Origin of the sequence: Vreelandella andesensis (genome assembly GCF_003989795.1) — a bacterium.
Taxonomy (GTDB): Bacteria; Pseudomonadota; Gammaproteobacteria; order Pseudomonadales; family Halomonadaceae; genus Vreelandella; species Vreelandella andesensis.
In genome coordinates, this window is record NZ_RZHG01000004.1 from 1 (window position 1) to 24,563 (window position 24,563).

Here is a 24,563-nt window from a genome sequence, read left to right on the forward strand (position 1 = left end):
CACTACCAGTAGTAGAAGTAATTTCTGTAATTGGGCCAGACAAGGCGCTTACATTAAAGCCTTCTACACCTAACGTATCTGTAGTGATTTCTTTCAGTTTGACGTCAATTTGCTCACCGTCATTGGCACCGACTTGAATGCCAAGGTTCTGATTACTTTGCAGAACTTTAGTACCGTTAAAGTCCGTCTCTTCTGAGATTCGATTGATTTCATCCTGAATGGACTGCAAATCTTCAGAAGAGTTAGTCCCGTTTTGCGACTGAACCGTCAACTCACGCACCCGCTGAAGGTTATCGTTAACTTGGTTAAGCGCGCCTTCAGCAGTCTGGGAAATCGAAATACCGTCGTTGGCGTTACGCTGTGCCTGACTCAGACCGGTGATCTGTGAAGTCATACGATTCGCAATTGCCTGACCAGCCGCATCGTCTTTTGCGCTATTAATGCGCGAACCAGAAGACAGTCTTTCCATGCTGGTTTGAAGCGCATTTTGTAAGTCGGTCAAGTTACGTTGAGCGATCATGGTGTGTCTCCTTAGTCATTAGACAAGCCCTTAGTGGGCTTTCTCCGGCGATGTATCCATCCGTTTTTAAAGGAAACGATGGATAGCCAAAGTAGGTTATGAAAAATGTGAATTAATGTTCATTTTCAGGGATGAACACGGGTTAGATATTAAGTCAAAGCGCAAGACCTAACCGGTGTTCACAACTCTATGAGTTTTGTGTCGCATCATCCTTGGCGCTGTTGATGCGAAGGCCTGAAGAAAGGCGTTCCATGGAAGTTTGCAGCGCATTTTGTGACTTGGACAGGTTGGACTGGCCGATCATCGAGGTGATGTTGGTATTGATCACTGACATGGTGTGATTCTCCTTGCATGAACACTGGCCGGAAGGCCTGCTATTCGGCCACGTTGTGTGCCGTTATTAGAAGTAACGGCACGGCGGGGGGAATCTTTAGGGCGGATAGTAAAAAAAGATGTAATGTTTGGTAACTGAAAGGTGAGAGGCTTACTTTTTTAAAAAGCAAAAGGCGGCTTTCGCTGCCCATTGCGGGTGCCTAGCTTCGCTCGTTACACCGCATTACTTACCTATGGCTACTAAACTGAAGCGCTATGGGTTATTTCTTGCGGCCTAATTGACTATCCAGGGCATCGAACTGCTGGGTGAGGTAGGAGCTCATGCTGTTCATCTGGGCGATCATCGAATCTAGCTGGCTGAACTGCTTACGGTAGCGGGAAATGGTGCCTTCAATGGTTTTTTCCATGCGCTCAAAACGGTCGTCCAGGCTTTTTACGCGATTTTCTGCGCCGCTAATTGCTAGCTTAACCACACCGTTGTTGCCCAGCATCTGTTCAATGGTGGTGTTCAGCCTGCCCGCCATGCCGCCGCCTTCGTTCTCGCCTGTAAAAAAGTCACTTAACGCTTGGGGGTTGTTGGCGACGAGGTCGTTTAGCGTGTCGTCATCGACCTTGAGCTTGCCATCCCGCTGCAAGGTAATGCCCAGTTGGCTAAGCGTCGACAGCTCACCGCCTCCTACCCCGCCGGTTAATACGCTGCGCAACCGGGATTCGATGGTGCGCACGGTGTTATCGCCCACTAGCTCACCGGCGGTTTCGCTATCACCGGTAAAGCTGGTCAGCTTGCCAATGGTGCCTTTTAAGTCGTTAAACGCTTTTACAAAGCCATTAATCGCTTCGCGCTGCTTAAGCGTATCGCGCTCAATGTTAATCGTGCTGGATGCGGTTTCACCATCTGCAATAGTGAGTTCAGCAAGGTTTAGCGTCACGCCTTGAATCGCGCCTTCAATACTGTTTTCCGCGCTGCTAATCGCAATGCCGTTAACAGTAAGCGCGGCATTTTCACCAGGGCGTTTTGTTAGCGCATCTTCAGCAAAGGGGCCGGTTACTGCAGCGCTATCAGCATCAACAAAACTGAAGCTTTCAATGGAAGCCTCTGCGCCGGTGGTTTTAGAGCTAAGCGCCAGCCGGTAGCCGGTGCCGTCGTTGATAATCGTGGCGTTAACACCGGCTTGTTTATCAGCGTTAATGGCATCACGAATATCAGCAAGGCTGCTGCCATCCGCAATAGTGATATCGACGGTTTTGGTAGCAACGCCTTCACCGCTACCAAACGTTAGCTGCAGTGCGGTTGCCCCTTGCAGGTCGAGCGCTTGGTCGCTGGCATCAACTCGGCTAGAGGCCAACGTGCCAGACGTCGCCAGCTGGCTGACGTCTACCCGGTAGCTGCCCGGCAGCGCTTCTGCAGCGGCGGTGGCTTTAATGGCTTCTCCACTACCTGTGCCACGCACATTGGCAGAAAGGCTTTGATAGAGTTTGGGGTCGTTAATTTTTTCGACCGCGTCTTGAAACGCGTTCAGCGACGTTTGGAGCTGACCGAAGGCAGAAATTTTCGCCTGTTGCTGCTGCTTTTGAAGGGTAATCGGCGCGAGCTTGCCCCGCTCTGCCGCTTGAAGTTGATCAAGCAGACCCGTGAGATCCAGGCCAGAACCAACGCCAAGAGAGGTTATCGTCGCCATGCGGGGTGTTCCTCAGTGCAAAAGGCTAAACCACAATACTTAGGCGCGCCTGGGCGCACCTATCAATGTAATAGTTGAATCATTTAGTCATTAGGTTATCGGCAGAAAAGCGCACACCTTTAACGCCTTTTCATGCTTTTAACCTTAATTGCGGCCAAGCTGGGCGTCGAGGGCATCAAACTGCTGGGTCAGGTAATTGCTGGTTTGGTTCATCTGGGCAATCATGCTGTCCAGCTGGCCGAACTGGGTACGGTAGCGGGAAATGGTTTGCTCGATGGTTTGCTCCGTACGGGTGTAGCGTTCTGTAAGGGATTCCACCCGGTTTTCCGCCCCGGTGATAGCGCCTTTTACCGCACCGTTAGCGCTTAGCAACTGATCCAGCCCTTGGTTAACCTGGCCCGCCATGCCGGAAGCGTCGGCATCACCAGCGAAGAACGTCGACAACGCATCTTGGTTATTGGCAATGGCGTTATCCAGTTCGCTTTCATCAATGGAAAGCGTGCCGTCTCGCTGCAGCGAAATACCAATATCGCTAAGCATCGAGAACTCACCTTCAACACCACCACTTAATATACTGCGCATGCGCGATTCAACGGTGCGCACCGTGCTGTCGCCGTTCAACTCGCCCGCCACACCGGTTTCCGCATTAAAACTGGTGAGTGTGCCAATGGTGCCTTTCAGCTCGTTATAGGCATCAACGAAGCCGGTAACGGCTTCACGCACAGCGCGGGTATCCTGTTCGACCGCCACCGTGCTGTCGCCCTCTTCTTGCAGGTTAAGCGTCACGCCTTGAATCGCCCCTTCGACCTGATTAGTAGGGCTGGTGATGGCAATGCCGTTAACCGTCAACGCGGCATCGGTGCCTGCTTGAAGGGTGTTATCGGTGTCGGCCGCGAAGGGCGCTGTGCCTGCATCGGAAAAGCTAAAGCCGGTAATCGAAGCGTCTGCGCCAGTTTCGCTGGAACTCAGCGCCAGCCGGAAGTTAGTGCCGTCGTTCACAATGGTCGCGTTAACCCCTGAACCTTCACTGGCGTTAATCGCGTCGCGAATACCTTCCAAGCTGCTATCGGCACCAATCGTGACGTCTTGGCTGGTACCATCGCCAAACGTGAAGGTTAACGTTTGCTCAGCGGTCGTCAGCGGCTCGTCCAGCTTCTCCACACCGCCAGACGCCAATGTGCCACGGGTGGCGAGTGTTTCGACATTAACGCTGTAACTACCGGGCTGCGCTTCGCCGTCTGCTGTGGCGGTAATAGCGCTGCCACCCACATTGGTAGAAAGGCTTTCATACAGCCCGCTGTCGTTTAGCGCGGCAGAAGCACTTTGGAATTGGGAAAGCGCACTTTGCAGCTGACCATAGGCGGAAATCTTGGTCTGCTGGGTTTCCAGTTGACGCTCTATCGGCGCTAGCTTTCCCCGCTCAGCATCTTGCAGTTGATCCAACAAGCCGTTGAGGTCGAGTCCTGAGCCAATTCCGAGAGATGAAATGGAAGCCATAAGTTACTGCCCTTTTTTAACAAAACGCCCAATACAACGGCGCTGCTCATGCGTATGAATGTAATTTATTATTAAACGATATCGGCCATTAAACCCCAGTCTTGAGCGTATTTGGCATTTTTTACGTATTGAAAAGTTAATAATTGTAAATAATGACGGCTGCGTAACATTGGAGAAAGCGCCTGTGTCATCAGAAGAAATAAGCAATTTTTATCCGTTTTGTAGTGACTTACAAACTAAATTAATAGCATGACAACATTATGTCAGGGGAAAGTTAGGGTACAATCTTAAGTGGCGTTAACACTAACGAATTATAGACCTTGGTCTAACAACCTCGTTGCTTTATAATGCACTGCAGCAAGCCCATTTTGAGGCTGTTTGCAGGAGAACGACTTATGCCTTCCGAGGTGTCACAACCCGCATCCACCGTAGCGTCTGCCGCCTACCATGTGCAACGCAGCTTACGCCACTGTCTTTCTACCGTTGCCGAGCTGCTTTACGATAACGGTCATGTACTTGAAACTATCACGTTGCCGCAGCGCGGTCTTGCTCGTCGCGAGCTGGCTAACCTGAAGAGCCATTGCGCTAGTTGGAAAACATGCCAACGGGTGCTTGAAGAGAGCGGCGCCGCTGAATTTAATGATTACGACCGTTTAGTATTGACCGTGATGGGCCGCGAACTGATGTTTGATATGTTTGGCCAAGGTGCCGCTGACTGCGCTTAATCGCGGTTGTTTTTGAGGCAAGGCTCTTTATTAAGTACGTATCAAGAATTTTGGCACTAGAGCGATGCTCTAAAAACAGTGTTTTAAAATCAATGTTCTTAAGTCAGTGCTTTAAAATCAGTGCCTTAAAACCAAAGCGCCCGCAGACCCTTAAAAGGGGATGCGGGCGCTTTTCTTTTTCTATTGACGCGGAGTGCTTAGCGCAGCCCAAGCAACGACAGAATAAACAACACAACCACGATCAGGCCAATAATATAAATGATGTTACGCATAACGGCACTCCTTGCTCTTGCGTTTAGGGGCTTGCTTCTTAAGTTTTGGCTTCAAGGAAGGCAACGGGTGCTTACCTTTGAAATAACCACCCTAGACTAGCAGTAATTGGTTATTTTTGCGTAATTATCCTTCAATGGGGCCAACTTATCTTCTATTGAACCTCCTGGCATCCATCGCCTCGAACTTAGTAGGGAACTTACCAACCGCCTTGAACCGTTCTTACAGCGATGGGGCGATTTTTGTCTTAGAAAGGTACTTCAATGCGCATGATTGCTCTCCCCCTGTTGCTTACTTGTACCATTGCCTGTGGTTTATCTGGATTTGCCCTGGCCAACCCACCCTCGGCTGGCGCTCTGCAAACGCTGGATCAACAGGCGGGCAAGCTTGGCCGTGTTCATTCCGTGGTGGTTGCTTATGAAGGCGCTATTATTCATGAGCTGCATCAAGGCGGCCCTGGCCCTGCCACCCCTGCCAACATCAAATCCCTTTCTAAAACCGTGCTGGCGGCCATTACTGGCGCGGCAATTGAAAACGGCATTATTGATTCTACCGAGCAGCCACTAGCAGAGCTGTTAGGCCAGCTACCTAACGGGGTAGATCCACGGGTCAATGATATTACCGTGGCGCATCTACTTGCTTTACAAGCAGGTCTGGAGCGTACTTCAGGTAGCAACTATGGCGCTTGGGTCACCAGCAATAATTGGGTGAATGATGCGCTAACCCGCCCGTTTGTTGACGTACCCGGTGGGCGCATGCTCTATTCCACTGGCACCAGCCATCTACTCTCTGCCGCGCTGACCCAGGCAAGTGGTGAAACCACCCATGCCCTTGCCCAACGCCTTCTTGGCAAGCCGTTGGATATCGTGATTCCTGCCTGGCCACAAGACCCCCAAGGTATTTACTTCGGCGGCAACGATATGCAGCTTTCCCCTAGAGCGCTGATAGCCATCGGTGAGCTTTATCGCAATGACGGCATGGCGGGTGACAGGCGGGTGTTACCCGAAGGCTGGGTAGAGGCGTCGTGGACGCCGAGAGGCCAATCGCCCTGGACGGGCGATGGTTACGGTTACGGCTGGTTTATCACTACACTTGCGCAGGAGCCGGTTATGTATGGGCGCGGGTACGGCGGCCAGGCGCTTTATGTGATTCCTGAGCGGGAGATGACGCTGGTGATCACCTCTGACCCAACGCCGCCTTCACCCGGCGGGCAGTTTCAGCGGCAGCTAAACCAGCTTGTGGTTGGCCTGCTGAGTAATGACCAGTGAGGCGCTACTCATCCTTATGCCCTAGGCTCATGAGATAAATCGCTGCGGCGAGCGCCAGCACCGAAAGCGCAAGGTAAATGGCTTCCAGCGGCGTCGTGAAACGGATATCCACCACGGCGCGAAAAAACTCAATAATCACAGCCAGTATCACCACGCGGGCAATTTTGTCCTTGAGCTGGTCCAGTGAGCCTACGTTGAACGGGTGTTTCGGATAGCGCGCTTCCGCTTGGTCGATACGCGACACAAACAGCCGATAGATACCTAGCCCGAAGATCAGCAGCACAATCGCTATTAAATACACATCAACCGCAATAATGATGTCTGGCACCAGGGTGTCGTGGATATCTTGGGAGCTATCGATCAGGTAGTAGCGCAGTACGTCCCCTACTACCTTCAAAATATCCAGCGTGCCAACAATAAACAGTGTCAATGAGCCTAGCAAACTTGGCACGACCGCCAGCATTACCAGAAAGCGCGAATTCCAAAGCGCCGTTTCAATCCGCCGCTCCGAGGGTGATTGTTCAAGTGGCGTTTTCGGCGCAGGGGGCAGTGATGACGGTGGCGATGCTGAATCAACCGATGATGACTTCGACGACGAATTAGGCGGTACTGGATCAGACATAGTGCGTGCTTGCTCCTGTAAAAAATCGCCGGCATAAGCGGCGGTGGGATAATCGTAGGCGGGGTTATAGCACGTTGATTAGCACAACGGTAAAGGTGACCCCGGTGAGCAGAAAACCCAGCGAGAGCATGATGCCGTCTCTGGCAACCAGCCCTAAACCAAACAGGGAAAGCGCCAGCCCCGCGCCGTTGGCACTGAACGGAATAAACTCCATGGGCGGCATGGCTAACGCGATGAGTAAACACATCACTGCGGTAACGCGTATCCCGATGTAGCCCGTCATCCACGCAAGACGCACACCCAACAGGCTATCCACCCATTTGGCGGGTTTCTTTATGTAATGAAGGGCTTTGTCGAATTTTGTTCGTGATAGCGAGCGGTTTAATAGCCATTTGGGTAGCCAGAACGCCTCCCTTCCCATTAGCAGCTGTACCGATGTGAGTAACACTAACGCTGCCATCAGCGTTGGCATGCCGGGCATATCACCGATGATGGGCGCGAGGGTAATGAGCCAAGCCATTAACAACAGCGGCCCAAACGAGCGGCTCCCCACGGCACGCACGATGTCATCTACGCTCACCTTGGTTTTTTCGCGCGCCATTTGCTCCATGGTGTTAATCAATTCAGTTAAGTTCGATGCGTCCTGCCTGTCACTCATTGGCGTTACGGCGCTCCTTTTCCTGGCTTTACGACATGGCTTAGCCTAGCTGGCCAGGGCTGCAAGGCTCAGAGTGTTACTAGACCTGGGGTGTATTACTAGACCTGGGGTGTATTACTAGACCTGGGGTGCATGACTAAGCTTGCTACGAATAAAATCGCTGTGGCTGACGTGTAATAGATCTGCCAGCCGCCGGATACGGTGCTCTTCAAGCGGGTCAACATTGCCATCTGCCCAGGCCAGTTGCCACATTAACGCCACTAACTCATAGCGCTGCTCGTAACCGTAGTGCTCTTTTATCAGGCTGACAAACTGGTAATGATCCACGGCGTCATCCACTTCTGCTTCCGCTAATGCCATCAGCTCATTAACGTCGCTTTCATTTAGGTGGTAGCGGTTGATTAACATCTGCTTCATTGCGGCGCGTTCGGCATCGCTTTTATCGTAGTCGGCCCGCATTACTTCACAGAGCAGCGCCGCGGTGGCGAGTTCAAGTGTCAGGGGTTGGTTATCGCGCTGTTCTGGCTCCGCCAGGGCGCGTTGGAAGAAATTGCTAATGGCATCCAGCACGGTTTCTCTCCTGTTAATTAACCTGCCAGTTCGACTGGCGATCTGACACTTAGTGCCCTTTAAGCCTAAGCGCCCGCCATCACCTCACCCCTCACCCCTTACGCTTCGCCAACTGCTCTTTTAGCTGCTTGGGTACTTGCTTGATAATCAGTCGATCCTGGTTTTCATCGTACTCAATGCTGGAACCCAGCAGGTGGGAGTCGAAGCTGATCGATACGCCGCCAGCGCGCCCGGTAAAACGGCGGAATTGGCTGATAGTGCGCTTATCCGGGGGAATCTCCGGCGAAAGCCCGTAATCAGCATTACGAATATGGTCGTAAAACGCTTTGGGCTGCTTTTCATCTACCAGCCCCGAAAGTTCTTCTAACGTCATTGGCTCGCCACGGCGCAGTTGCTCGTTGGCGTAGTCGACCAGCGTATCGGTTTTTTCTCGGCTGGCGTCGTCGTCGTAGTCCTCTTTTTCGACGTAATCACTGAAAGCTTTCAGCAGCGTGCGGGTTTCAGCGGGGGCATCGATGCCCTCTTCCATGCCCAGCAGCGCAATCAACCCATCGGCTAGCTTTTTGCCGCCACGGTCTTTTAAAAACGACACATACTGCGCGCTTTCAGAATCGCTCTGCCACTGGGTAATATTCACCCGTGCCGCTAAGGTGAGCTGGCTGGTATTGAGCTGCGCGGCGGGCACGGCGTGATGCTCTGCATTAATACCAATGCCTTCCCGCTGATGAACTAAGCCTAGAAACAGCGTATCGATATCGCCCTGGCGTAGGTGGGCGAATACCAAATAGCCACTAACGGAGAGTTGCTCTTGCAGCGTTTGCGCAAGGCGTTCGGCAATCGCGATAGAAAGCTGGGTGAAATCTTGCTCTTCTGCCATATATGCCCGCAGCCACGCTACCAGCGGCCCAGCCTGCTCGCCCTGTTCTGCAAATCGCCCCCACCCTTTGGCTTTGGTGTTGTAGGTGTCGTTTAGCGAATTCACCAAGCTTGCCATGACCGGGTCGTCGGTGGCCGCAGGCGTTGAAGCCGGTGCTGCCGTGACGGTTAAGCGTTCGCCATCTAGCGATGGGTCAAGGCGGTGCACAATACTTTGCAGTAGCGGCATAAGCGGGAGTTACCTTTTTATCAAAAAAACAGCTAAACAAGAAAGCAGCAAACTCAGGGCTTTAAGCGATAACCGGTGCGGAAAATCCAGGCAATGATGGCAAGGCTTGCAGCCAGGAAGAGCAGGATCATCGTGACGCTGGCCGCTAAGCTGACATCGCTAATGCCGTAGAAGCTCCAACGGAAGCCGCTAACCAAGTAGACCACCGGGTTGGCTAGGGTGATGGTTTGCCAAAACGGCGGCAGCATATCGATAGAATAAAAACTGCCGCCTAGAAATGTCAGCGGTGTGATAACCAACAAAGGCACTAGCTGCAGCTTGTCGAAACCGTCTGCCCAAATGCCGATGATAAACCCCAGCAGGCTGAAGGTGACCGCTGTAAGCACCAGAAAGGTGAGCATCCAAATAGGATGGGCAATCTCTAGCGGCACGAAAAAGTTAGAGGTCAGCAGGATAATCAGTCCCAGAATGATCGATTTCGAGGCAGCGGCGCCCACATAGCCGACCACCACTTCTAAATACGAGATGGGTGCCGAAAGGATTTCGTAAATGCTGCCGGAAAACTTCGGAAAGAAAATTCCAAAGGAGGCGTTGGAAACACTCTGGGTAAGCAGCATCAGCATAATCAGGCCGGGCACAATAAAGGCACCGTAGCTGACCCCGTTAATCTCGCTGATACGCGAACCAATCGCCGCCCCAAATACGACAAAGTAGAGCGAGGTAGAAATCACTGGCGACACAATGCTTTGCAGCATGGTGCGGCGAGTGCGCGCCATTTCCGCCATGTAGATGGCACGAACGGGGTAGAGATTCATGAGCGCTCCTTTACCAAGTCGACGAAAATATCTTCCAACGAGCTTTGCCGAGTGTGCAGGTCTTTAAAGCCAATACCGGCCTTTTCCAGCTGCGTAAGCAGGGCAGAAATACCGCGCCCTTCCTCTTCCTGGCGACCATCGTAGGTGTACACCAGTTCATAGCCGTCTGCTGCCAAGCTCAGCTCATCTTGATCAAGGGAAGCCGGCAGTGAGGTAAGCGGCGTATGTAGCTGAAGAGTCAGTTGCTTGCTGCCAAGCTTATTCATCAGCGCGGCTTTCTCTTCCACCAACACAATCTCGCCGCGATTAATAACGCCAATGCGGTCGGCCATTTCTTCGGCTTCTTCGATGTAATGGGTGGTGAGAATGATCGTGACGCCGTTATCCCGCAGCCCACGTACGACTTCCCACATGTCACGGCGCAGTTCGACGTCTACCCCGGCGGTGGGTTCATCCAAAAATAGAATACGCGGTTCGTGAGAGAGCGCTTTGGCGATTAACACCCGCCGCTTCATGCCGCCGGAAAGGGTCATCAGGCGATTGTTGCGTTTGTCCCACAAGGCCAGCGATTTAAGTACTTTCTCGATATGCGCAGGATTGGGCGGTTTGCCGAACAAGCCGCGGCTAAAGCTGACCGTGTTCCATACCGTTTCGAACGCTTCGTTGGTCAGCTCTTGAGGCACAAGACCAATACGCTCACGAGCCTGACGATAATGGGTAACGCTATCATAGCCATCAATCAATACGTGGCCCTGGGTTGGGTTTACCAGCCCGCATACCACGCTAATCAAGGTTGTTTTGCCCGCCCCGTTGGGGCCAAGCAGGGCAAAAATTTCGCCGCGCTGAATGGTTAAATCCACACGGCTAAGGGCTTGAAAGCCACCTTCGTAGGTTTTGTTCAAGCCTTCAATAGTAATAATAGGATCGTTCAAGGCGTGCTCCTCACACCGCGACAGAGGTGCCGCGGTGCTTGACGGATGTTCGGCGCCATTAACTGCGGCTAGTGATTTCCAACAGGTGGTAACCAAACTGGGTTTTGACTGGGCCGTGTACCTGGTTCAGGTCACCGCTGAAAACGACCTTGTCGAATTCCGGCACCATTTGGCCGGGGCCAAAGCTACCCAAATCACCGCCTTGACGGCCAGAAGGGCAGCTAGAGTGCTGCTTGGCCACTTCTGCGAAATCACGACCGTTTTCGATCTCTTGTTTCAGTGCGTTGCACTGCTCTTCACTGCTTACCAAAATATGACGGGCGCTGGCGCGTGCCATAACAAACTCCTTATTAAAAAGCCCCAAAGCGGCGTATAAGTTTATCATGCTGGCACCCGGTTGTAGGCGCTAACGTTAGCTTGATTAGGGGCAGTGTTATTAGAAACGCTATGGCCGCTAGGCTGTGTTGTATCCAGTGCCTCAAATCGAAAGCTCCCGGCTATTAAATCGCGTTTAACGATGGGCGGCTATCCAGCGTGTCGCCCAAATCCACAGCGCAGCGCCGAGTATTAACACGCCGCCCACGCCTAGTGCTTGTGGATAGCTATAGGCCCCTTCACCTTCCAATAAAAAACGCAGCACCAAAAAAATCATCACGATATGGAAGATAAACGCTTTCAGCGCGTCACTACCAATAAGGGTGAGTGGCAACAGCGCTTTCGCCGCCGTCGTGCCACCGGCTAAGGCAAGCCCAAGTAGCACCAAAGCACCGCCCATGCTAAACAGCATGAATTGCAGCCCTGGCGGGTGTTTTCCGACGTTACGGGCTACCGCCATCATCGCGCCATGAATATCGCCCCCGCCAATGGCGATGGCATAAAAGGCCGTTATCATCAGCGCCCCTGCCCCTAACAGGCAGAAGATTAAGCGGCGGCGTAAAGCGGCATCAAAATAGCAGCGCAATAGCGCTTCGCCGATCAATAAACCAGACAAAATTAACGGCGCGCGGCTGATCTGCCCCCAGGCATAGTGCTCTTCATGATCTACCAGAAAAGCTTTTAAGAGGTCGTAGCCGCCAAAGGAAAACCCTTGTAGCCACGCTGAAAGTGCCGTTAATCCAACGATGGTAGCCAATCGCCCCCACAGTGGCGTTCGTGCCCAAACCGGCAATATTAGCGGCACCCATAGCAAGGCAATCGCGTAGAAGCCTAAAATCTCTACCCAGATAGCAAATCGCCCATAGAGCAACGTATCGACAATATCGCTGGGCGAGCTGAAGGGGAGCATTTCGATAATGATTAGCACTTTGTACCAACACCAAACTTCGATGGCCCGTAACCACAGTTTTAACCGCCGCTTGGGCCAATCGTCACGCTGGGTGTAAGAAAGAAAGGCCACCGCCAACGCGATGCCAAATACTAAAATAAACAGCGAAGACGAGAACTTGGTTAAAAAATGGAGAGGTACCATACCCCAGTCGGGCACATTACGTATGCCAACTAACCCGCTAACAGCATGGCTGATAATCATCAGCCCGATGGCAATACCGCGCGCTAGGTCAATCGCGTCGATTCTGCCTTGCGCCTTAGGAAGCTGCGGCACCTCCTTCCAATTCAACACGTAAGCAACGTCCTTTGAGCTCCAGAAGATTAGTATCCCATTACTTCTGGCAGCCACGTGGCAAGTTCAGGGATGGCGATCAGCAATACAATGGTGGCAAGAATAGGCAGCAAAAACGGCAACACCGCCTTGACCACCTGCCCATAGCGTAACCGCGTAATCCCCACCATCAGAAACAGCACCGTGCCAAACGGCGGGGTGATAACGCCCACTGAAAGCGTAATGACCATCACAATACCGAAATGAACAGGATCTAACCCTGCGCTAAGGGCGGCAGGCACTACAATTGGCGTGAAGATCAGAATGCTCTCAATGACCGACATAAAACAGCCAATAAGCAGGAAAAACAACGCAAAGCAGAGCAGCAGCGCGAACATTGGCATTTCGATACTGGCCACCTGCCCTGCCAGGGCCTGCGGAATACCCATGCGCACCAAAATCCAGCCATAAAAACTCGAGACCGCAATAATCAGCAAGATCACGGCGCTGAACATAAGCGTCCGTTGGAAGGCATGAAACAGGTCACGCAGGCTTAAATCGCGGTAGATCAGGCCACCTAAAATAACGGCATAGAGCGAGGCAATGGCGCCGGCTTCCGTTGGCGTGAAGAAACCGCCCCAAATGCCACCAACAATAATCGCGGGCATCATCAGAGGTAAAATAGCGCGCTTGCCGGTGCGAGCCACTTCACAGGCATCGAACGGCGTGGGCTTCGGCATGACGACCTTGCCTGTTGCTCCTAACACCACCGTCATCCCCATCAACAGTAATGCCATTAAAATACCGGGCAGCAGCCCCGCCATAAACAGTCCACCGATACTCACATTGGCTAGCCAGCCATACACCACCAGCGCAATGCTTGGCGGCAGAATCGGCCCAATAACGCTGGAAGCGGCGGTAACGCCAGTCGAGTAACCCAACTCATAGCCACGCTCTCTCATGGCTTTAATTTCAATACTGCCAAGGCCTGCTGCATCAGCCACGGCAGTCCCTGACATGGTGGCAAAAATAGAGCTGGCCACCACATTCGCGTGACCAAGACCGCCCTTGGTAAAACCGACTAATGCGGTAGCAAAATCAAAAATCCGCGTGGTGGTGGAGCCAATATTCATAATATTGGCCGCTAAAATAAACAGTGGAATGGCTAGCAAGGTAAAGTTATTAAGCGTCTGCACCATCCGCAAGGGAAGCAGTTCGACAGGCAACCCGCCGGTACCGGTGAACACTAGCGCTATAAACGAGGTCACACCGATGGCCACCACCACAGGCAACCCAATGGCCATTAGCACCAACAGGCCGCCAACGAAAATCAGTAATTCGGTCATGGCGTTGTCACCTCTTCTTCGCGGGGCGTTTCAAGCCATAACACGGGGCCACGCAGTGTTTTCCAAAGCGCAATAACCGCCATGCCTGCGAAGCTAAAAAAGATACCGTAATAGAGGTAGCTAAAACTGATACTTAACGAAACGGTTTTGTTGTTGGCGCTCATGTCCGACATAATCCACGCGCCCCATGCCGCCAGTGCAAAAAAGCCGCAAGAAATCAGCGAAGTAAGGCGATACTGTACATTTTTACCTAGACGGGAAAGCTTGTGGCTGAACAAGTCGACCACCAAATGCTCACTGCGTATCCACGCAGAGATGGAGCCAAAGCCAATGGCATAAATAGCCAACAGTGAGGCAACTTCTTCTGTCCAGGGCATTCCCCACCCAAGCAAATCCCGGGCAACCACCGCTGACACAATCAGCAGTAATATCGCTGCCATTATCGCCACTCCCACGCCATCACAAAGACGGGTGGTGTAACGCAACACATAAAAAGCGACTCGATCCGGCCCGTTACTGGGCGGCACAGCTGAATCCACGGGAATGCTCCTGAGGCTTAATAAGGCTTAAATACGTGTCTTTTAAAACGATCAACGACGGCCTAATGGGCCGCCGTTGATCGTTTAGCACACGCAATTACGGGCTTTCATTACCTAACGCATCTTCACGCACACCATCAGCCATTTCGGCCATGACACGGTCAATCGCCGGTAATGCTGCTTGGCGGAAGGCTTCAATATCCGGTTCGATAATGGTCATGCCTTCTTCTTGCAACGCTTCTAGATAGTACTCATCCAATTCACGCTCGCGCTCAGTGCCGTGTTTACGGGCCACGTGAATAGCCTCTTCAATCATCGCTTGGTCGTCTGCCTCTAAGCCGTTCCACCAACGCGAGCTGGCTACCCAGTTCCAGGGAAACTGAACGTGGCTGGTCATAATAATGTGGTCCTGAACTTCCCACAGTCGACGGGTATAAGGCGAAGAGAGCGAGTTTTCATGACCATCGACCTGACCTGTCTGCATGGCAAGGTAAATCTCTGGTGCGGGCACGTTAACGACCTGGGCACCGATTTCTTCCCACACTTCAAGCCATACGGGAAGCGATGGCAGACGCAGCCGGAAGCCATCTAAATCTTCCGGGCTATTGATGGCCTTATTAGCCGTCATATGACGCGGACCGCGATGCTGCGTGCCGAAGTATTTAAGCCCGCCCTGGCTTTCAGCCTGCTCAATCAGTGCTTCGCCGGAAGGACTTTCCATGTAGGCGTCAACGTCGTCCCAGGTTGAAAAAACAAACGGTACGGTAATAGCGTCAAACTCTGGCGCGTACTGCTGACGCCAGTTGCCGCCGGTAATAGAGAGCTGTGTTTGGCCGAGATTTAGCAGCTCTAACACCGCATTTTCACCGCCTAAAGAACCTGCTAGGAAAGGGCGTACCTCGAAGCGGCCAGGAGCCTGCTCTTCTAAGTATTCGGCAAAGCGCTCTACCGCTGCACTTTCAGAGCCGCCTTCGCTCATGGTGTTGTTGACTTGAATTTCAATCGGGTTTGCCAAGGCAAAAGGAGCCGCCGTTAGCATACCCAGAGTGGCCAGCGTGGTAAGTAATGAAGTCCGCATAGGATGACTCTCTACTGTTGTCGTTATTGGATGTAGTTACTCTTGTTAAGCATGATGCTTATCACAGCATTTTTGCTGGTTGGTTGATCTTGAAACAAGCAGCTAAGCGGCTCAAATCGACGTTCATGAAGGCTGGCTTCGTCAAATACGATGGCTCGAAACGCCGCTATAACGCGCTAAATTGTGCACCCTATCATTCTCGTACGACCAAAGATGAATATCTACTGCGTCATTTGGCTCTCTCAATGGTGGCTCGCAGCTGTTTTTAGCAGCGGCATCAACCGCCACTTTCACCAGGAGCTTTCATCATGCACGAAGCCGCCCCCGTCGTGTTCATTACCGGCGCTACGTCTGGAATCGGTCTTGCCTGTGCCCACCGTTTCGCCCAAGCGGGCTGGGCACTGGTGTTAACAGGCCGGCGCCAAGCACGCTTAGAAGATCTTCGCACTACGCTGGAAAAACAGGTACCAGTACACACCGCTCAGTTAGATGTCAGCGACCCACAAGACGTTGCCAAGGTGGTTGCGGCGCTGCCAGAGCGCTTTCAGCATGTGCATACACTGATTAATAATGCAGGGCTGGCACTAGGTAAAGGGCCAGCACAAAACGCTGAGCTGGATGATTGGTTCCGCATGATCGATACCAATGTGAAAGGATTAGTAACCGTCACACGTCACTTGCTGCCAAAACTGATCGACTCTGGCCCTGGCTCCACAGTCATCAATCTAGGCTCTATCGCTGCACATACCCCCTATCCAGGTGGACATATATACGGAGCAACCAAAGCCTTTGTGAAACAGTTTAGCTATAACCTACGCTGCGACGTTTCCCCCCACGGGGTGCGGGTGACCGACCTTGCCCCAGGTATGACCGCGAGTGAATTTACGCTGGTTCGTATGAAAGGCGACCAACAAGTGGCCGATAGTTACTATGAAGGCGCGGAGCCGCTTCAACCTGAGGATATCGCTGAACAAGCGCTCCATGTCGCCTCGCTTCCGCCGCATGTCAATATTACTTGCTTAGAAGTGATGCCGCTTTGTCAGCAGTGGTCGGCCCCCACGATACTTCGCGATTAAATCGCCGTTACAGTAAGCGCCGCGTAACGGTGCACCTTGCTAGCGTCCACCTTCGCCAGTCACGAAACCTTGGTTACCCATTGCCTAATTGTCGCCCCTAGGCGGCTCACGCATGCTGGTAGGCAATAACGTTATCGATTTGATTAGGAGAGCCTTAATGCATGCCCCCGAAGCACGCCAGCTTCCTTTAGAAGGCCTCAAGGTTCTTGAACTTGGGCAGCTCATTGCAGGGCCTTTCGCCACCAAACTGCTGGGCGAATTTGGCGCGGATGTGATTAAAATCGAGCCGCCCGGCACCGGTGATCCACTTCGCAAATGGAGAATGATTGAGGAAGGCACTTCCCTTTGGTGGCATGTGCAAACCCGCAATAAGCGCTCTGTTGCGCTGGATTTGCGCAGTGAAGAGGGCCAAGCGCTGGTGCGCCAGCTGGCCGCCGAAGCTGACGTAGTCGTCGAAAACTTTCGCCCCGGTACGCTGGACAACTGGGGGCTTGGCTGGGAGGCGCTGTCAGCGCTCAATCCACGGCTGATCATGGTGCATATTTCCGGCTACGGCCAAACGGGGCCTTATCGCGATAAGCCCGGTTTTGGCGTCATTGGCGAAGCCATGGGCGGGCTGCGTTATCTTACCGGCCAGCCAGGGGAACCTTCAGTGCGCGTTGGGGTGAGCATTGGCGATTCACTTTCTGCCCTTTACGCGGTGATAGGCACCTTACTAGCACTGCAAGAACGTAACCGCAGCGGCCTGGGGCAAGAGATCGACGTGGCGCTGCATGAGTCAGTCTTTGCGATGATGGAGAGCTTACTGCCGGAGTTTGATGCCAGCGGCCAGGTACGCGAACCCAGTGGCAGCGCGCTACCAGGCATCACGCCGTCTAACGCTTACCGCTGCCAGGGCGGCGATTACGTGCTGATTGCCGGTAACGGTGACAGCATCTTTAAACGTTTGATGAGCGTGATTGGCCGGGAAGACCTTGCCAACGACCCAGCGCTGGCCCATAACGATGGCCGCAGTCAGCAGGCCGAAATGATCGATGCCGCTATCCAGGCGTGGTCTGAAGAGCGCCCAAGAGAGGCAATTCTGAAAGCGCTGGATGAGGCCCGTGTGCCAGCAGGCTACCCGTACACCGCCGAAGATATTGCTCACGACCCTCACTACTTGGCGCGGGAGATGATTCAAACCTTCACTCGCCCCAACGGCAAGCCGCTTAAAGTGCCCGGCGTGTTACCCAAACTCAGCGCCACACCAGGCCGGCTAGGTGATGGCGGCCCTACGCTTGGTCAACATACCGACGATGTGCTAGATGAACTGGGTATTGATCACGATACCCGCGCCAAACTACGCCAAGCCGGAATTATTTAGGAGCTTGTCATGAGCCAACGGACACCCTGCCCATCAACGGTAGAAATTAACGAGGTCGCGCCTCGTGATGGCTTACAGATCGAAGCGCGATTCGTGCCTACAGAAGAGAAAATCCGCTGGATTGATGCACTGTCTACCACGGGCCTGCGGCGTATTGAGGCGACGTCGTTCACGTCACCTAAAGCGATTCCTAACTTGTGCGATGCCGCTGATGTTGTCATGGGGATTCAGCGCCGGACGGGTGTCGATATCAGCGTCTTAGTGCCTAACCTCAAAGGCACTGAACGTGCTCTCGCCTGCCAAGTGGATGAGATCAATCTGGTAATGTCGGCCAGCGATAGCCACGGCCTGGCAAACCTTCGCATGACGCCAGAGCAGTCGCTTGAACAATTTGCCGCGATCGTGGACGCCTGCCAGGACAGCGGCGTGTTTATTAACGCCTCGCTGTCGACCGCCTTTGGTTGCCCGTTTGAAGGTGACGTCCCTGAAACCCGGGTGCTCCGGCTAGTGGAACAACTGATCGCGCTGGGGATTCAAGGCATCACGCTATGCGACACCACGGGCATGGCGAACCCTGTCCAGGTAAAACATTTATGTGACGCCGTACTGGAACGCTGGCCACAAACACCCTTCACGCTGCACTTTCACAATACGCGCGGCATGGGCTTAGCCAACGCGCTGGCGGCGTGGCAGGCAGGCATTACTCGCTTTGATGCGTCGTTAGGTGGCCTGGGGGGCTGCCCCTTTGCCCCCGGCGCTAGCGGTAATGTATGCACCGAGGACTTGGTGCATATGTTTGCAGCGATGGACGTCGATACAGGCGTCGATTTAGATGCGCTGTTAGAGGTCGCTGCCACCCTTCCAACGCTTATCGGCCACGAAGTGCCCGGGCAGGTGGTGAAAGCCGGGAAGTCGACCCGGCGTTATGCCATGCCCGAGCGATAGCCTTACGCAGGCCCAACGATATGTTTCACTTCCAGGTAGGCACTTAAGCCCCATGGGCCAAGTTCACGGCCAATGCCGCTACGCTTGAAGCCGCCCCAAGCGGTTTCAGGCAGCACCAGCTGTTCGCTGTTGTACCAGATGCTACCGGCTTTTAGCTGGCGGCCAATGCGCTTTGCCCGTGCGGGGTCACCACTGATCACTGTCGCGGCTAACCCATAAGGGCTGTCGTTGGCGAGCTTAATCGCCTCCTCTTCGCTGGCGACGCTGCGCGCACATAGCACTGGGCCAAAAATCTCTTCCTGCCATAAGCGGCTTTCTAGCGGCACATCGCGATAAAGCGTTGGCGCTAAAAAGTAGCCCTGGGCGGGGAGCGTGCGATGGGTTACATCACGCACTGGCGTCAGACCTTCCTGTTCGGCCAAGTCTAAGTAACGCTGTACGGCCTCACGCTGCTTAGCACTGGTCATCGGCCCTAAGTCCGTGCCTTCGGCGAGCGGGTCACCCAGGGTGAGCGCATCCATCCGTTCAGCGAGGGCAGCGTAAAGGGCTTCAGCCACGTTCTCATGTACCAATAACCGCGAGGTCGCTGAACAGATTTGTCCGGCATTAAAGTAAATCCCCGCCATTACCCAGTCAGCAGCCTGGGCTGGGTCAGCGTCTTCCACTACCAGAACCGGGGACTTCCCGCCTAGTTCTAACGAAACCCTAGCGGTGCGAGCAGCGGCGGCTTGCATAACGATTTCGCCAACGCGATTGCTGCCCGTAAAAGAGATTTTATCCACACCAGGATGATGAGATAGCGGCGCGCCGATGCCCTCACCGTCGCCATTGAGCAGGTTCAACACCCCCGCGGGCAAGCCAATCTCTAGGGCTATTTCGGCCAGTACCAGCTCGGGAAGCGGCGTTACTTCTGATGGTTTAAGCACTGCGGTACAACCGGCGGCCAACGCAGGTGCCAGCTTCCAGGCGCTTGTCACCAGTGGGAAATTCCACGGAGCAATTAGCCCGACAACCCCCACCGGGTCGTGGTAAGTGCGCGCTTCAACGCCTTCCATTTCCACGCTGACCAGTTCGCCCTGGCGAGCATCCAGCGCCCTGGCTTGCGTGGCGTAATAGCGGTGGCAGGCAATCGCATCGTCCAGGTCAATACCCGCTTCCGCTAGTGGTTTACCGTTGTTGGTGGCTGACAGCGTGATAAGCGCTTCTCGACGGGCTTCCAGGGCATCGGCAAACCCATCCAGATACTTGGCACGCGCAGCCCCACCCAGTGCTTGCCAAGCAGGTTGTGCCTGCTGAGCGGCCTGAACGGCAGCATCAACATCTGCTGCGTCCCCCGCGGTCACCTGAGCGATACGCGCTTCGCTATAAGGATTCATCACGTCGAGCATGCGCGTGCCTGCCGAGGCAACCCACTCGTTATTGATGAACTGCTGGTTGATAAACTGCTGGTTGATTAACTGCTGGTCATGTAACTGCATTTAAGTATCCTGGTCGGAAATTCGGCACGCACGCTGCCAAGCAGCTGCATCGATTTCAATCAGTAACGGCCCGCTGGAAGCACGATTAGCTAGCGCGCTGGCAAACTCGTTAGGGCTTTCTACCCGCACGCCGGGGCAACCAAAGCCTTCCGCTAGGGTAAGAAAGTTGGGCGCTTGGATATCGACACCCAACCGAGCCACACCGTTGGCATCCATGTAGCGGCGAATTTCTTCGTAGCCTGCGTTGTGCCACAGCACAATCACCACCGGCAGACGCTCTTCTACCGCGGTAGCCAGCTCAGAAAGCGTGAACATCACCCCACCATCACCAACCAGCGCCACCACCGGCAAGTCAGCGCGGGCCAACTGCGCGCCCAGCGCCGCTGGCAGCCCATAGCCCAGCGTGCCGTAACCGGTAGAGGCATTAAAATATCGCCTTGGCGCTGGTTGGCTGACTAAGTGGTTGCCTGCATACACCGGCGCGGTGGAGTCGCCCACCAAAATCGCCTCGGGCAGCAAGTCCGCCAGGGTTTTATAGAGCGGTACGAAGTCGCTAAAGGCTGGGTCATTAACCAGATTCAGTGCGTTCAACGCGGCGGCGATTCGTTCAACACCTTGGCGCTGCAAGGGGTCGGGAAAGTGAGCGAGTAGAAGCTCAAGGCTACGCCCGGCATCGCCCACTAAACCCAGCGTTGTACGTTGATTGCGCACCAGCTGTTCGGGGTCGAGGTCAATACGAATCAATGTGCCATTGAGGTGAAATCCACCGTCAAAGACGACATCATAATCGGTCTCGCCAAGCTCGGTTCCCACCGCCAAGATCACATCGGCGTTAGCGGCCAATTCACGCACCGCTGGCAGCGCCGCGTTAGCGCCTAAATCTAGCGGGTGGTCGCGGCCCAACAGTCCTTTGGCATTAATGGTCGTCACCGTGGGGGCATCAAGCTTATGCACAAGTGCCCGCGCCGCTTCCGGCGCTGCCACACAGCCGCCCCCTAACAACACTAAGGGTTGCTTTGCCGCTGTTAACAAGCGAGCCGCTTCAGCAAGCCCCTGTGGATCAGGCGCTGCTCGGTAAAGCGTTGGCGCCTGCCAACTGGCTGGCACATTCACCGGCGCATTGAACAGATCAATTGGGATCTCAATATGCACCGGGCCTGGGCGCGCGCCCTTAAAGATTGCAAAGGCGCGGGCCAGCACGTCAGGTAACGTGCTGGCATCCAGTAACGTGTGGCTAAACCGCGCCACGCCGCTGATCATCTGCTGCTGGCTGGGCAGTTCGTGCAGCCGACCCTGGCCTAACCCCAACGTATCCCGACGGCTAACGCTGGAGATCACCAGCATGGGAATAGAGTCTGCCAACGCCTGCCCCATGGCGGTAGCAATATTGGTCATTCCCGGGCCGGTGATAATCAGGCAAACCCCAGGCTGGCCGCTGGCGCGGGCATAGCCATCGGCCATAAACCCCGCGCCCTGCTCATGGCGCGGCGTTATATGCTGCACACTGCTACCTTCCAGGCCACGGTAAAGCTCTATCGTATGCACACCAGGAATACCGAACAGCGCCTGTACGCCATACGTGTCTTGCAGCAGGCGAATCAGTAGCTCGGCACAGGTCATTGTCTTGCTATTGTTCGCTGCATCAACGTTCGTTGCGTCAGCGTTCATAACATCATCGTTCATTCCAGGCCCCTCAGAATACAAACGTGTGGGCCATAAAGGCGATGATCGGCAGTGTAATGGCGGTGCGAATCAAGAAAACGGCCGCTAGCTCCCAGAATTTAATGGGGATTTTTGACTTAAGCAGCAGCGCACCAATTTCAGACATATACACCAACTGCGTCATCGACAAGCAGGCAATTACAAAGCGAGTCAGCTCACTTTCAATATTCGTCGCAAGTACCGCGGGTAAGAACATATCGGCAAACCCAACCAGTGTGGCGGGGGCTGCAGCTTGCGCTTCAGGAATCCGCAATAACTCAAGCACCGGCACCATTGGGTAAGAAAGCCAGGTAAACAGCGGGGTAAATTCCGCTAAAATCAGCGCGACGGTACCGATGGCAAACACCAGAGGCAACAGTGTCAGGAAGATATCAACCACGTTGAGCAGTGCTAAACGAACCAGCTCTTTCGGCCCTGGCGCATCCGCTGCGCGGCGAGTCGCCTGCAGCAAGCTGTAACGCAACAGTCCGACATTTTCCGTGCGCTCTTCACTTAACTGACAGCCAACCGGCTCGTAGTAATCATTAGATTTTAGCGATAGCGGGGGAATTCGCGCCACAATAATGGCAGCAATCAACCCAGACACCACGACCGTAAAGTAGAACGGCACAAAGAGATGATTAATATCAACGAAGTTCGTTACCAAAAGACTGAACGCGATGGAGACGACTGAAAAGTTAGTCGCGATAACAGACGCTTCGCGGCCGTTATAGTACCCCTGTTCGTACTGCTGGGAAGTGATCAGCACCCCCACTGTGCCTGACCCCATCCAGGACGCCGTCGCATCGATAGCACTGCGCCCAGGAAGATTAAAAATCACCCGAAACGGCTTACGCACCATGGTGCCGATAAATTCCATAAAGCCGAATTCAACCAAAAACGGCAGCAGAATCGCCGCAAAGAAGAAGAACGTCAGTAGCACTGGCGCCAGATCATTTAGCATCACGCCGCCAGTAAACGATGCCGTGACAAATTCCGGGCCGACCTGGAAAAACGTCATGATGACAAAAATGCCACCTAATAGACGCATCACAACCCAGATAGCACCCACATCAAACATATCGTGAAAGTGGCCACTTTGCGCCCAGCCAGGCTTCGCTATTTTGACGTAGAGCGTTATCACCACGGACAGACATAGCACTATCATAGCAATGGCGGGCAGTGCAGCACTTAGCAGCGACTGCAGCCCGTCGGCCATTAGGCCCATACCAATATTGATTGACCCACCTACTTGAAAAGGCACCAGAAACAAGAGGACGCCGATTATTGAGGGAATCAAAAACTTCAGTAAATGCGTTCGCTGGATCGGCGTCGACGGGTCGGTGTCATCCAACTTAACTTGGGAGTAAGACATTTCTTTCACCTATTGGAAGAGATTATTAGAGGTGGGCTGGTGGCGTCGGAGGAAAAGCAAGTTTTTATAATTTGCGCCTTGTTAGGCCGGCGCTTTGAAAAACCAATTCAGTCATAACGATTAGCCGCGGCGTTTAACGCCTGGCAGTACACACAACATTTCGTACAGCAAGGTGGCACCGATCAGCGCCGTATTGCCGCTCGTGTCATAGGGGGGCGATACTTCTACCAAATCGGCGCCAACAATCGTTAGCCCTGCCGCACCACGCACAATTTCTAATGCCTGTGGAGACGTCAGCCCGCCCATTTCTACCGTGCCCGTACCGGGGGCAAGCGATGGATCTAAGGCGTCGATGTCAAAACTGATGTACACCGGGGTATCGCCCATTTGTTCGCGCACTTCTTTCATTAAGGGGGCAAGCGAGCGATACCAGCACTCTTCGGCGGGAACAACACGAAACCCTTGATCACGGCACCAGTCAAAATCCTCGGCGGCATAACCCGTGCCACGAAGACCGATCTGCACCACTTTGCCGTGGGCTAACAGGCCTTCTTCCTGGGCGCGGCGAAACGGCGTGCCATGGGCGATCGGCTCACCGAACATGTGATCGTTCACATCGGCATGGGCATCAATATGGATTAAGCCAACCGGGCCATGTTTTTTCGCGATAGCACGCAATACAGGAAGCGTTAGCGTGTGCTCACCACCTAATGTTAATGGCACACAGTTATGCGCCAGCACCTCATCGTAAAAGGCGGTAATAATGTCGACGCTTTTAGGCAGGTGAAAGGTATTGATCGGCACATCGCCAATATCCGCGACTTGTAGGCTGTCAAAAGGCGCGGCGCGGGTGGCCATGTTATAAGGGCGCAGCATGCGTGATTCATCACGAATTTGGCGGGGGCCAAGCCGTGTACCAGGACGGTTAGACGTGCCAATATCCATTGGAATACCGATAAACGCAGCATCTAAGCCTGCGGCACTTTCCTGGGTGGGTAAACGCATCATGGTGGCGGGCCCACCAAAGCGCGGCATGCTATTACCGCCTAACGGCTGGTTAAGTTCAGACAT

24 protein-coding genes are annotated in these 24,563 nt (G+C 53.7%); 5 read left to right on the forward strand and 19 right to left on the reverse strand.

What is annotated here, in order from left to right; all coding sequences use genetic code 11:
• From ELY33_RS02345 to fliD (ELY33_RS02360), 4 genes are all read right to left on the reverse strand, one after another.
• Nucleotides 1–520, reverse strand: a 520-nt coding sequence (locus tag ELY33_RS02345; RefSeq protein ID WP_479694252.1) for a flagellin N-terminal helical domain-containing protein, incomplete at its 3' end; no start/stop codon positions are given.
• A gap of 187 nt (nt 521–707) precedes the next feature.
• Nucleotides 708–854, reverse strand: a complete 147-nt coding sequence (locus tag ELY33_RS02350) for a flagellin N-terminal helical domain-containing protein (RefSeq protein WP_422822280.1) — start codon at nt 852–854, stop codon at nt 708–710.
• A 259-nt stretch (nt 855–1,113) separates the two neighbouring features.
• Entirely contained in the window at nt 1,114–2,532 is a 1,419-nt protein-coding gene (gene fliD / locus ELY33_RS02355; protein ID WP_126943363.1) for a flagellar filament capping protein FliD, read from the reverse strand.
• A gap of 144 nt (nt 2,533–2,676) precedes the next feature.
• Nucleotides 2,677–4,029: a flagellar filament capping protein FliD gene (gene fliD, locus ELY33_RS02360; RefSeq protein ID WP_126943367.1), complete on the reverse strand. Its 1,353-nt coding sequence runs from the start codon at nt 4,027–4,029 to the stop codon at nt 2,677–2,679.
• 395 nt (nt 4,030–4,424) lie between these two features.
• Between fliD (ELY33_RS02360) and ELY33_RS02365 the strand changes: the two genes are divergently transcribed.
• Both ELY33_RS02365 and ELY33_RS02370 read left to right on the forward strand, forming a co-directional pair.
• Nucleotides 4,425–4,754: a hypothetical protein gene (locus tag ELY33_RS02365; RefSeq protein WP_126943370.1), complete on the forward strand. Its 330-nt coding sequence runs from the start codon at nt 4,425–4,427 to the stop codon at nt 4,752–4,754.
• 533 nt (nt 4,755–5,287) lie between these two features.
• Nucleotides 5,288–6,292 (forward strand): serine hydrolase domain-containing protein, encoded by a 1,005-nt coding sequence (locus ELY33_RS02370; RefSeq protein WP_126943373.1) that lies wholly within the window; start codon nt 5,288–5,290, stop codon nt 6,290–6,292.
• Between the two features lie 4 nt (nt 6,293–6,296).
• On the opposite strand, the gene ELY33_RS02375 is transcribed toward ELY33_RS02370, so the two are convergent.
• The 11 genes from ELY33_RS02375 to ELY33_RS02425 form a co-directional block, all read right to left on the reverse strand.
• The gene (locus ELY33_RS02375; RefSeq protein WP_244208552.1) at nt 6,297–6,914 is read right to left on the reverse strand and encodes a YqhA family protein; all 618 of its coding nucleotides are present in this window, start codon (nt 6,912–6,914) and stop codon (nt 6,297–6,299) included.
• 64 nt (nt 6,915–6,978) lie between these two features.
• Nucleotides 6,979–7,572 (reverse strand): exopolysaccharide biosynthesis protein, encoded by a 594-nt coding sequence (locus ELY33_RS02380; protein WP_126943376.1) that lies wholly within the window; start codon nt 7,570–7,572, stop codon nt 6,979–6,981.
• A 117-nt stretch (nt 7,573–7,689) separates the two neighbouring features.
• Nucleotides 7,690–8,142, reverse strand: coding sequence for a tellurite resistance TerB family protein (locus ELY33_RS02385; RefSeq protein WP_126943379.1), 453 nt, complete (start codon nt 8,140–8,142; stop codon nt 7,690–7,692).
• Between the two features lie 91 nt (nt 8,143–8,233).
• Nucleotides 8,234–9,247: a nucleoid-associated protein gene (locus ELY33_RS02390; RefSeq protein WP_126943382.1), complete on the reverse strand. Its 1,014-nt coding sequence runs from the start codon at nt 9,245–9,247 to the stop codon at nt 8,234–8,236.
• Between the two features lie 53 nt (nt 9,248–9,300).
• Complete coding sequence (locus ELY33_RS02395; RefSeq protein WP_126943386.1) at nt 9,301–10,062, reverse strand: ABC transporter permease; 762 nt, start codon at nt 10,060–10,062, stop codon at nt 9,301–9,303.
• The gene (locus tag ELY33_RS02400; protein ID WP_126943389.1) at nt 10,059–10,994 is read right to left on the reverse strand and encodes an ABC transporter ATP-binding protein; all 936 of its coding nucleotides are present in this window, start codon (nt 10,992–10,994) and stop codon (nt 10,059–10,061) included. Before ELY33_RS02400 ends, ELY33_RS02395 begins: the two co-directional genes overlap by 4 nt.
• 58 nt (nt 10,995–11,052) lie before the next feature.
• Nucleotides 11,053–11,331 (reverse strand): peptidylprolyl isomerase, encoded by a 279-nt coding sequence (locus ELY33_RS02405; RefSeq protein ID WP_126943392.1) that lies wholly within the window; start codon nt 11,329–11,331, stop codon nt 11,053–11,055.
• 174 nt (nt 11,332–11,505) lie between these two features.
• Nucleotides 11,506–12,612: a heparan-alpha-glucosaminide N-acetyltransferase domain-containing protein gene (locus tag ELY33_RS02410; RefSeq protein ID WP_126943395.1), complete on the reverse strand. Its 1,107-nt coding sequence runs from the start codon at nt 12,610–12,612 to the stop codon at nt 11,506–11,508.
• A 29-nt stretch (nt 12,613–12,641) separates the two neighbouring features.
• Complete coding sequence (locus ELY33_RS02415; protein ID WP_126943398.1) at nt 12,642–13,937, reverse strand: TRAP transporter large permease; 1,296 nt, start codon at nt 13,935–13,937, stop codon at nt 12,642–12,644.
• On the reverse strand, nt 13,934–14,476 hold the full coding sequence (locus ELY33_RS02420) for a TRAP transporter small permease (RefSeq protein ID WP_126943401.1): 543 nt from the start codon (nt 14,474–14,476) through the stop codon (nt 13,934–13,936). Before ELY33_RS02420 ends, ELY33_RS02415 begins: the two co-directional genes overlap by 4 nt.
• A gap of 97 nt (nt 14,477–14,573) precedes the next feature.
• Nucleotides 14,574–15,554: a TRAP transporter substrate-binding protein gene (locus ELY33_RS02425; RefSeq protein ID WP_126943404.1), complete on the reverse strand. Its 981-nt coding sequence runs from the start codon at nt 15,552–15,554 to the stop codon at nt 14,574–14,576.
• A 308-nt stretch (nt 15,555–15,862) separates the two neighbouring features.
• Here ELY33_RS02425 and ELY33_RS02430 point away from each other — a divergent pair, with 308 nt between their 5' ends.
• The 3 genes from ELY33_RS02430 (at nt 15,863) to ELY33_RS02440 (ending at nt 18,938) form a co-directional block, all read left to right on the forward strand.
• Nucleotides 15,863–16,630, forward strand: coding sequence for an SDR family NAD(P)-dependent oxidoreductase (locus ELY33_RS02430; protein WP_126943407.1), 768 nt, complete (start codon nt 15,863–15,865; stop codon nt 16,628–16,630).
• A 157-nt stretch (nt 16,631–16,787) separates the two neighbouring features.
• Nucleotides 16,788–17,993: a CaiB/BaiF CoA transferase family protein gene (locus tag ELY33_RS02435; RefSeq protein WP_126943410.1), complete on the forward strand. Its 1,206-nt coding sequence runs from the start codon at nt 16,788–16,790 to the stop codon at nt 17,991–17,993.
• A 9-nt stretch (nt 17,994–18,002) separates the two neighbouring features.
• Nucleotides 18,003–18,938 carry a hydroxymethylglutaryl-CoA lyase gene (locus tag ELY33_RS02440; protein ID WP_126943413.1) on the forward strand — a complete coding sequence of 312 codons (936 nt, stop codon included), beginning with the start codon at nt 18,003–18,005 and terminating at the stop codon, nt 18,936–18,938.
• A 2-nt stretch (nt 18,939–18,940) separates the two neighbouring features.
• Here the strand turns inward: ELY33_RS02440 and ELY33_RS02445 are convergent, their stop codons facing one another.
• From ELY33_RS02445 to speB, 4 genes are all read right to left on the reverse strand, one after another.
• The gene (locus ELY33_RS02445) at nt 18,941–20,416 is read right to left on the reverse strand and encodes an aldehyde dehydrogenase family protein (protein WP_126943416.1); all 1,476 of its coding nucleotides are present in this window, start codon (nt 20,414–20,416) and stop codon (nt 18,941–18,943) included.
• Nucleotides 20,417–22,036, reverse strand: a complete 1,620-nt coding sequence (locus ELY33_RS02450; protein ID WP_126943431.1) for a 5-guanidino-2-oxopentanoate decarboxylase — start codon at nt 22,034–22,036, stop codon at nt 20,417–20,419.
• A 73-nt stretch (nt 22,037–22,109) separates the two neighbouring features.
• Nucleotides 22,110–23,492 (reverse strand): YjiH family protein, encoded by a 1,383-nt coding sequence (locus tag ELY33_RS02455; protein ID WP_126943419.1) that lies wholly within the window; start codon nt 23,490–23,492, stop codon nt 22,110–22,112.
• A gap of 120 nt (nt 23,493–23,612) precedes the next feature.
• Nucleotides 23,613–24,563: agmatinase (gene speB / locus ELY33_RS02460; RefSeq protein WP_126943425.1), on the reverse strand; the 951-nt coding region annotated here is incomplete at its 5' end.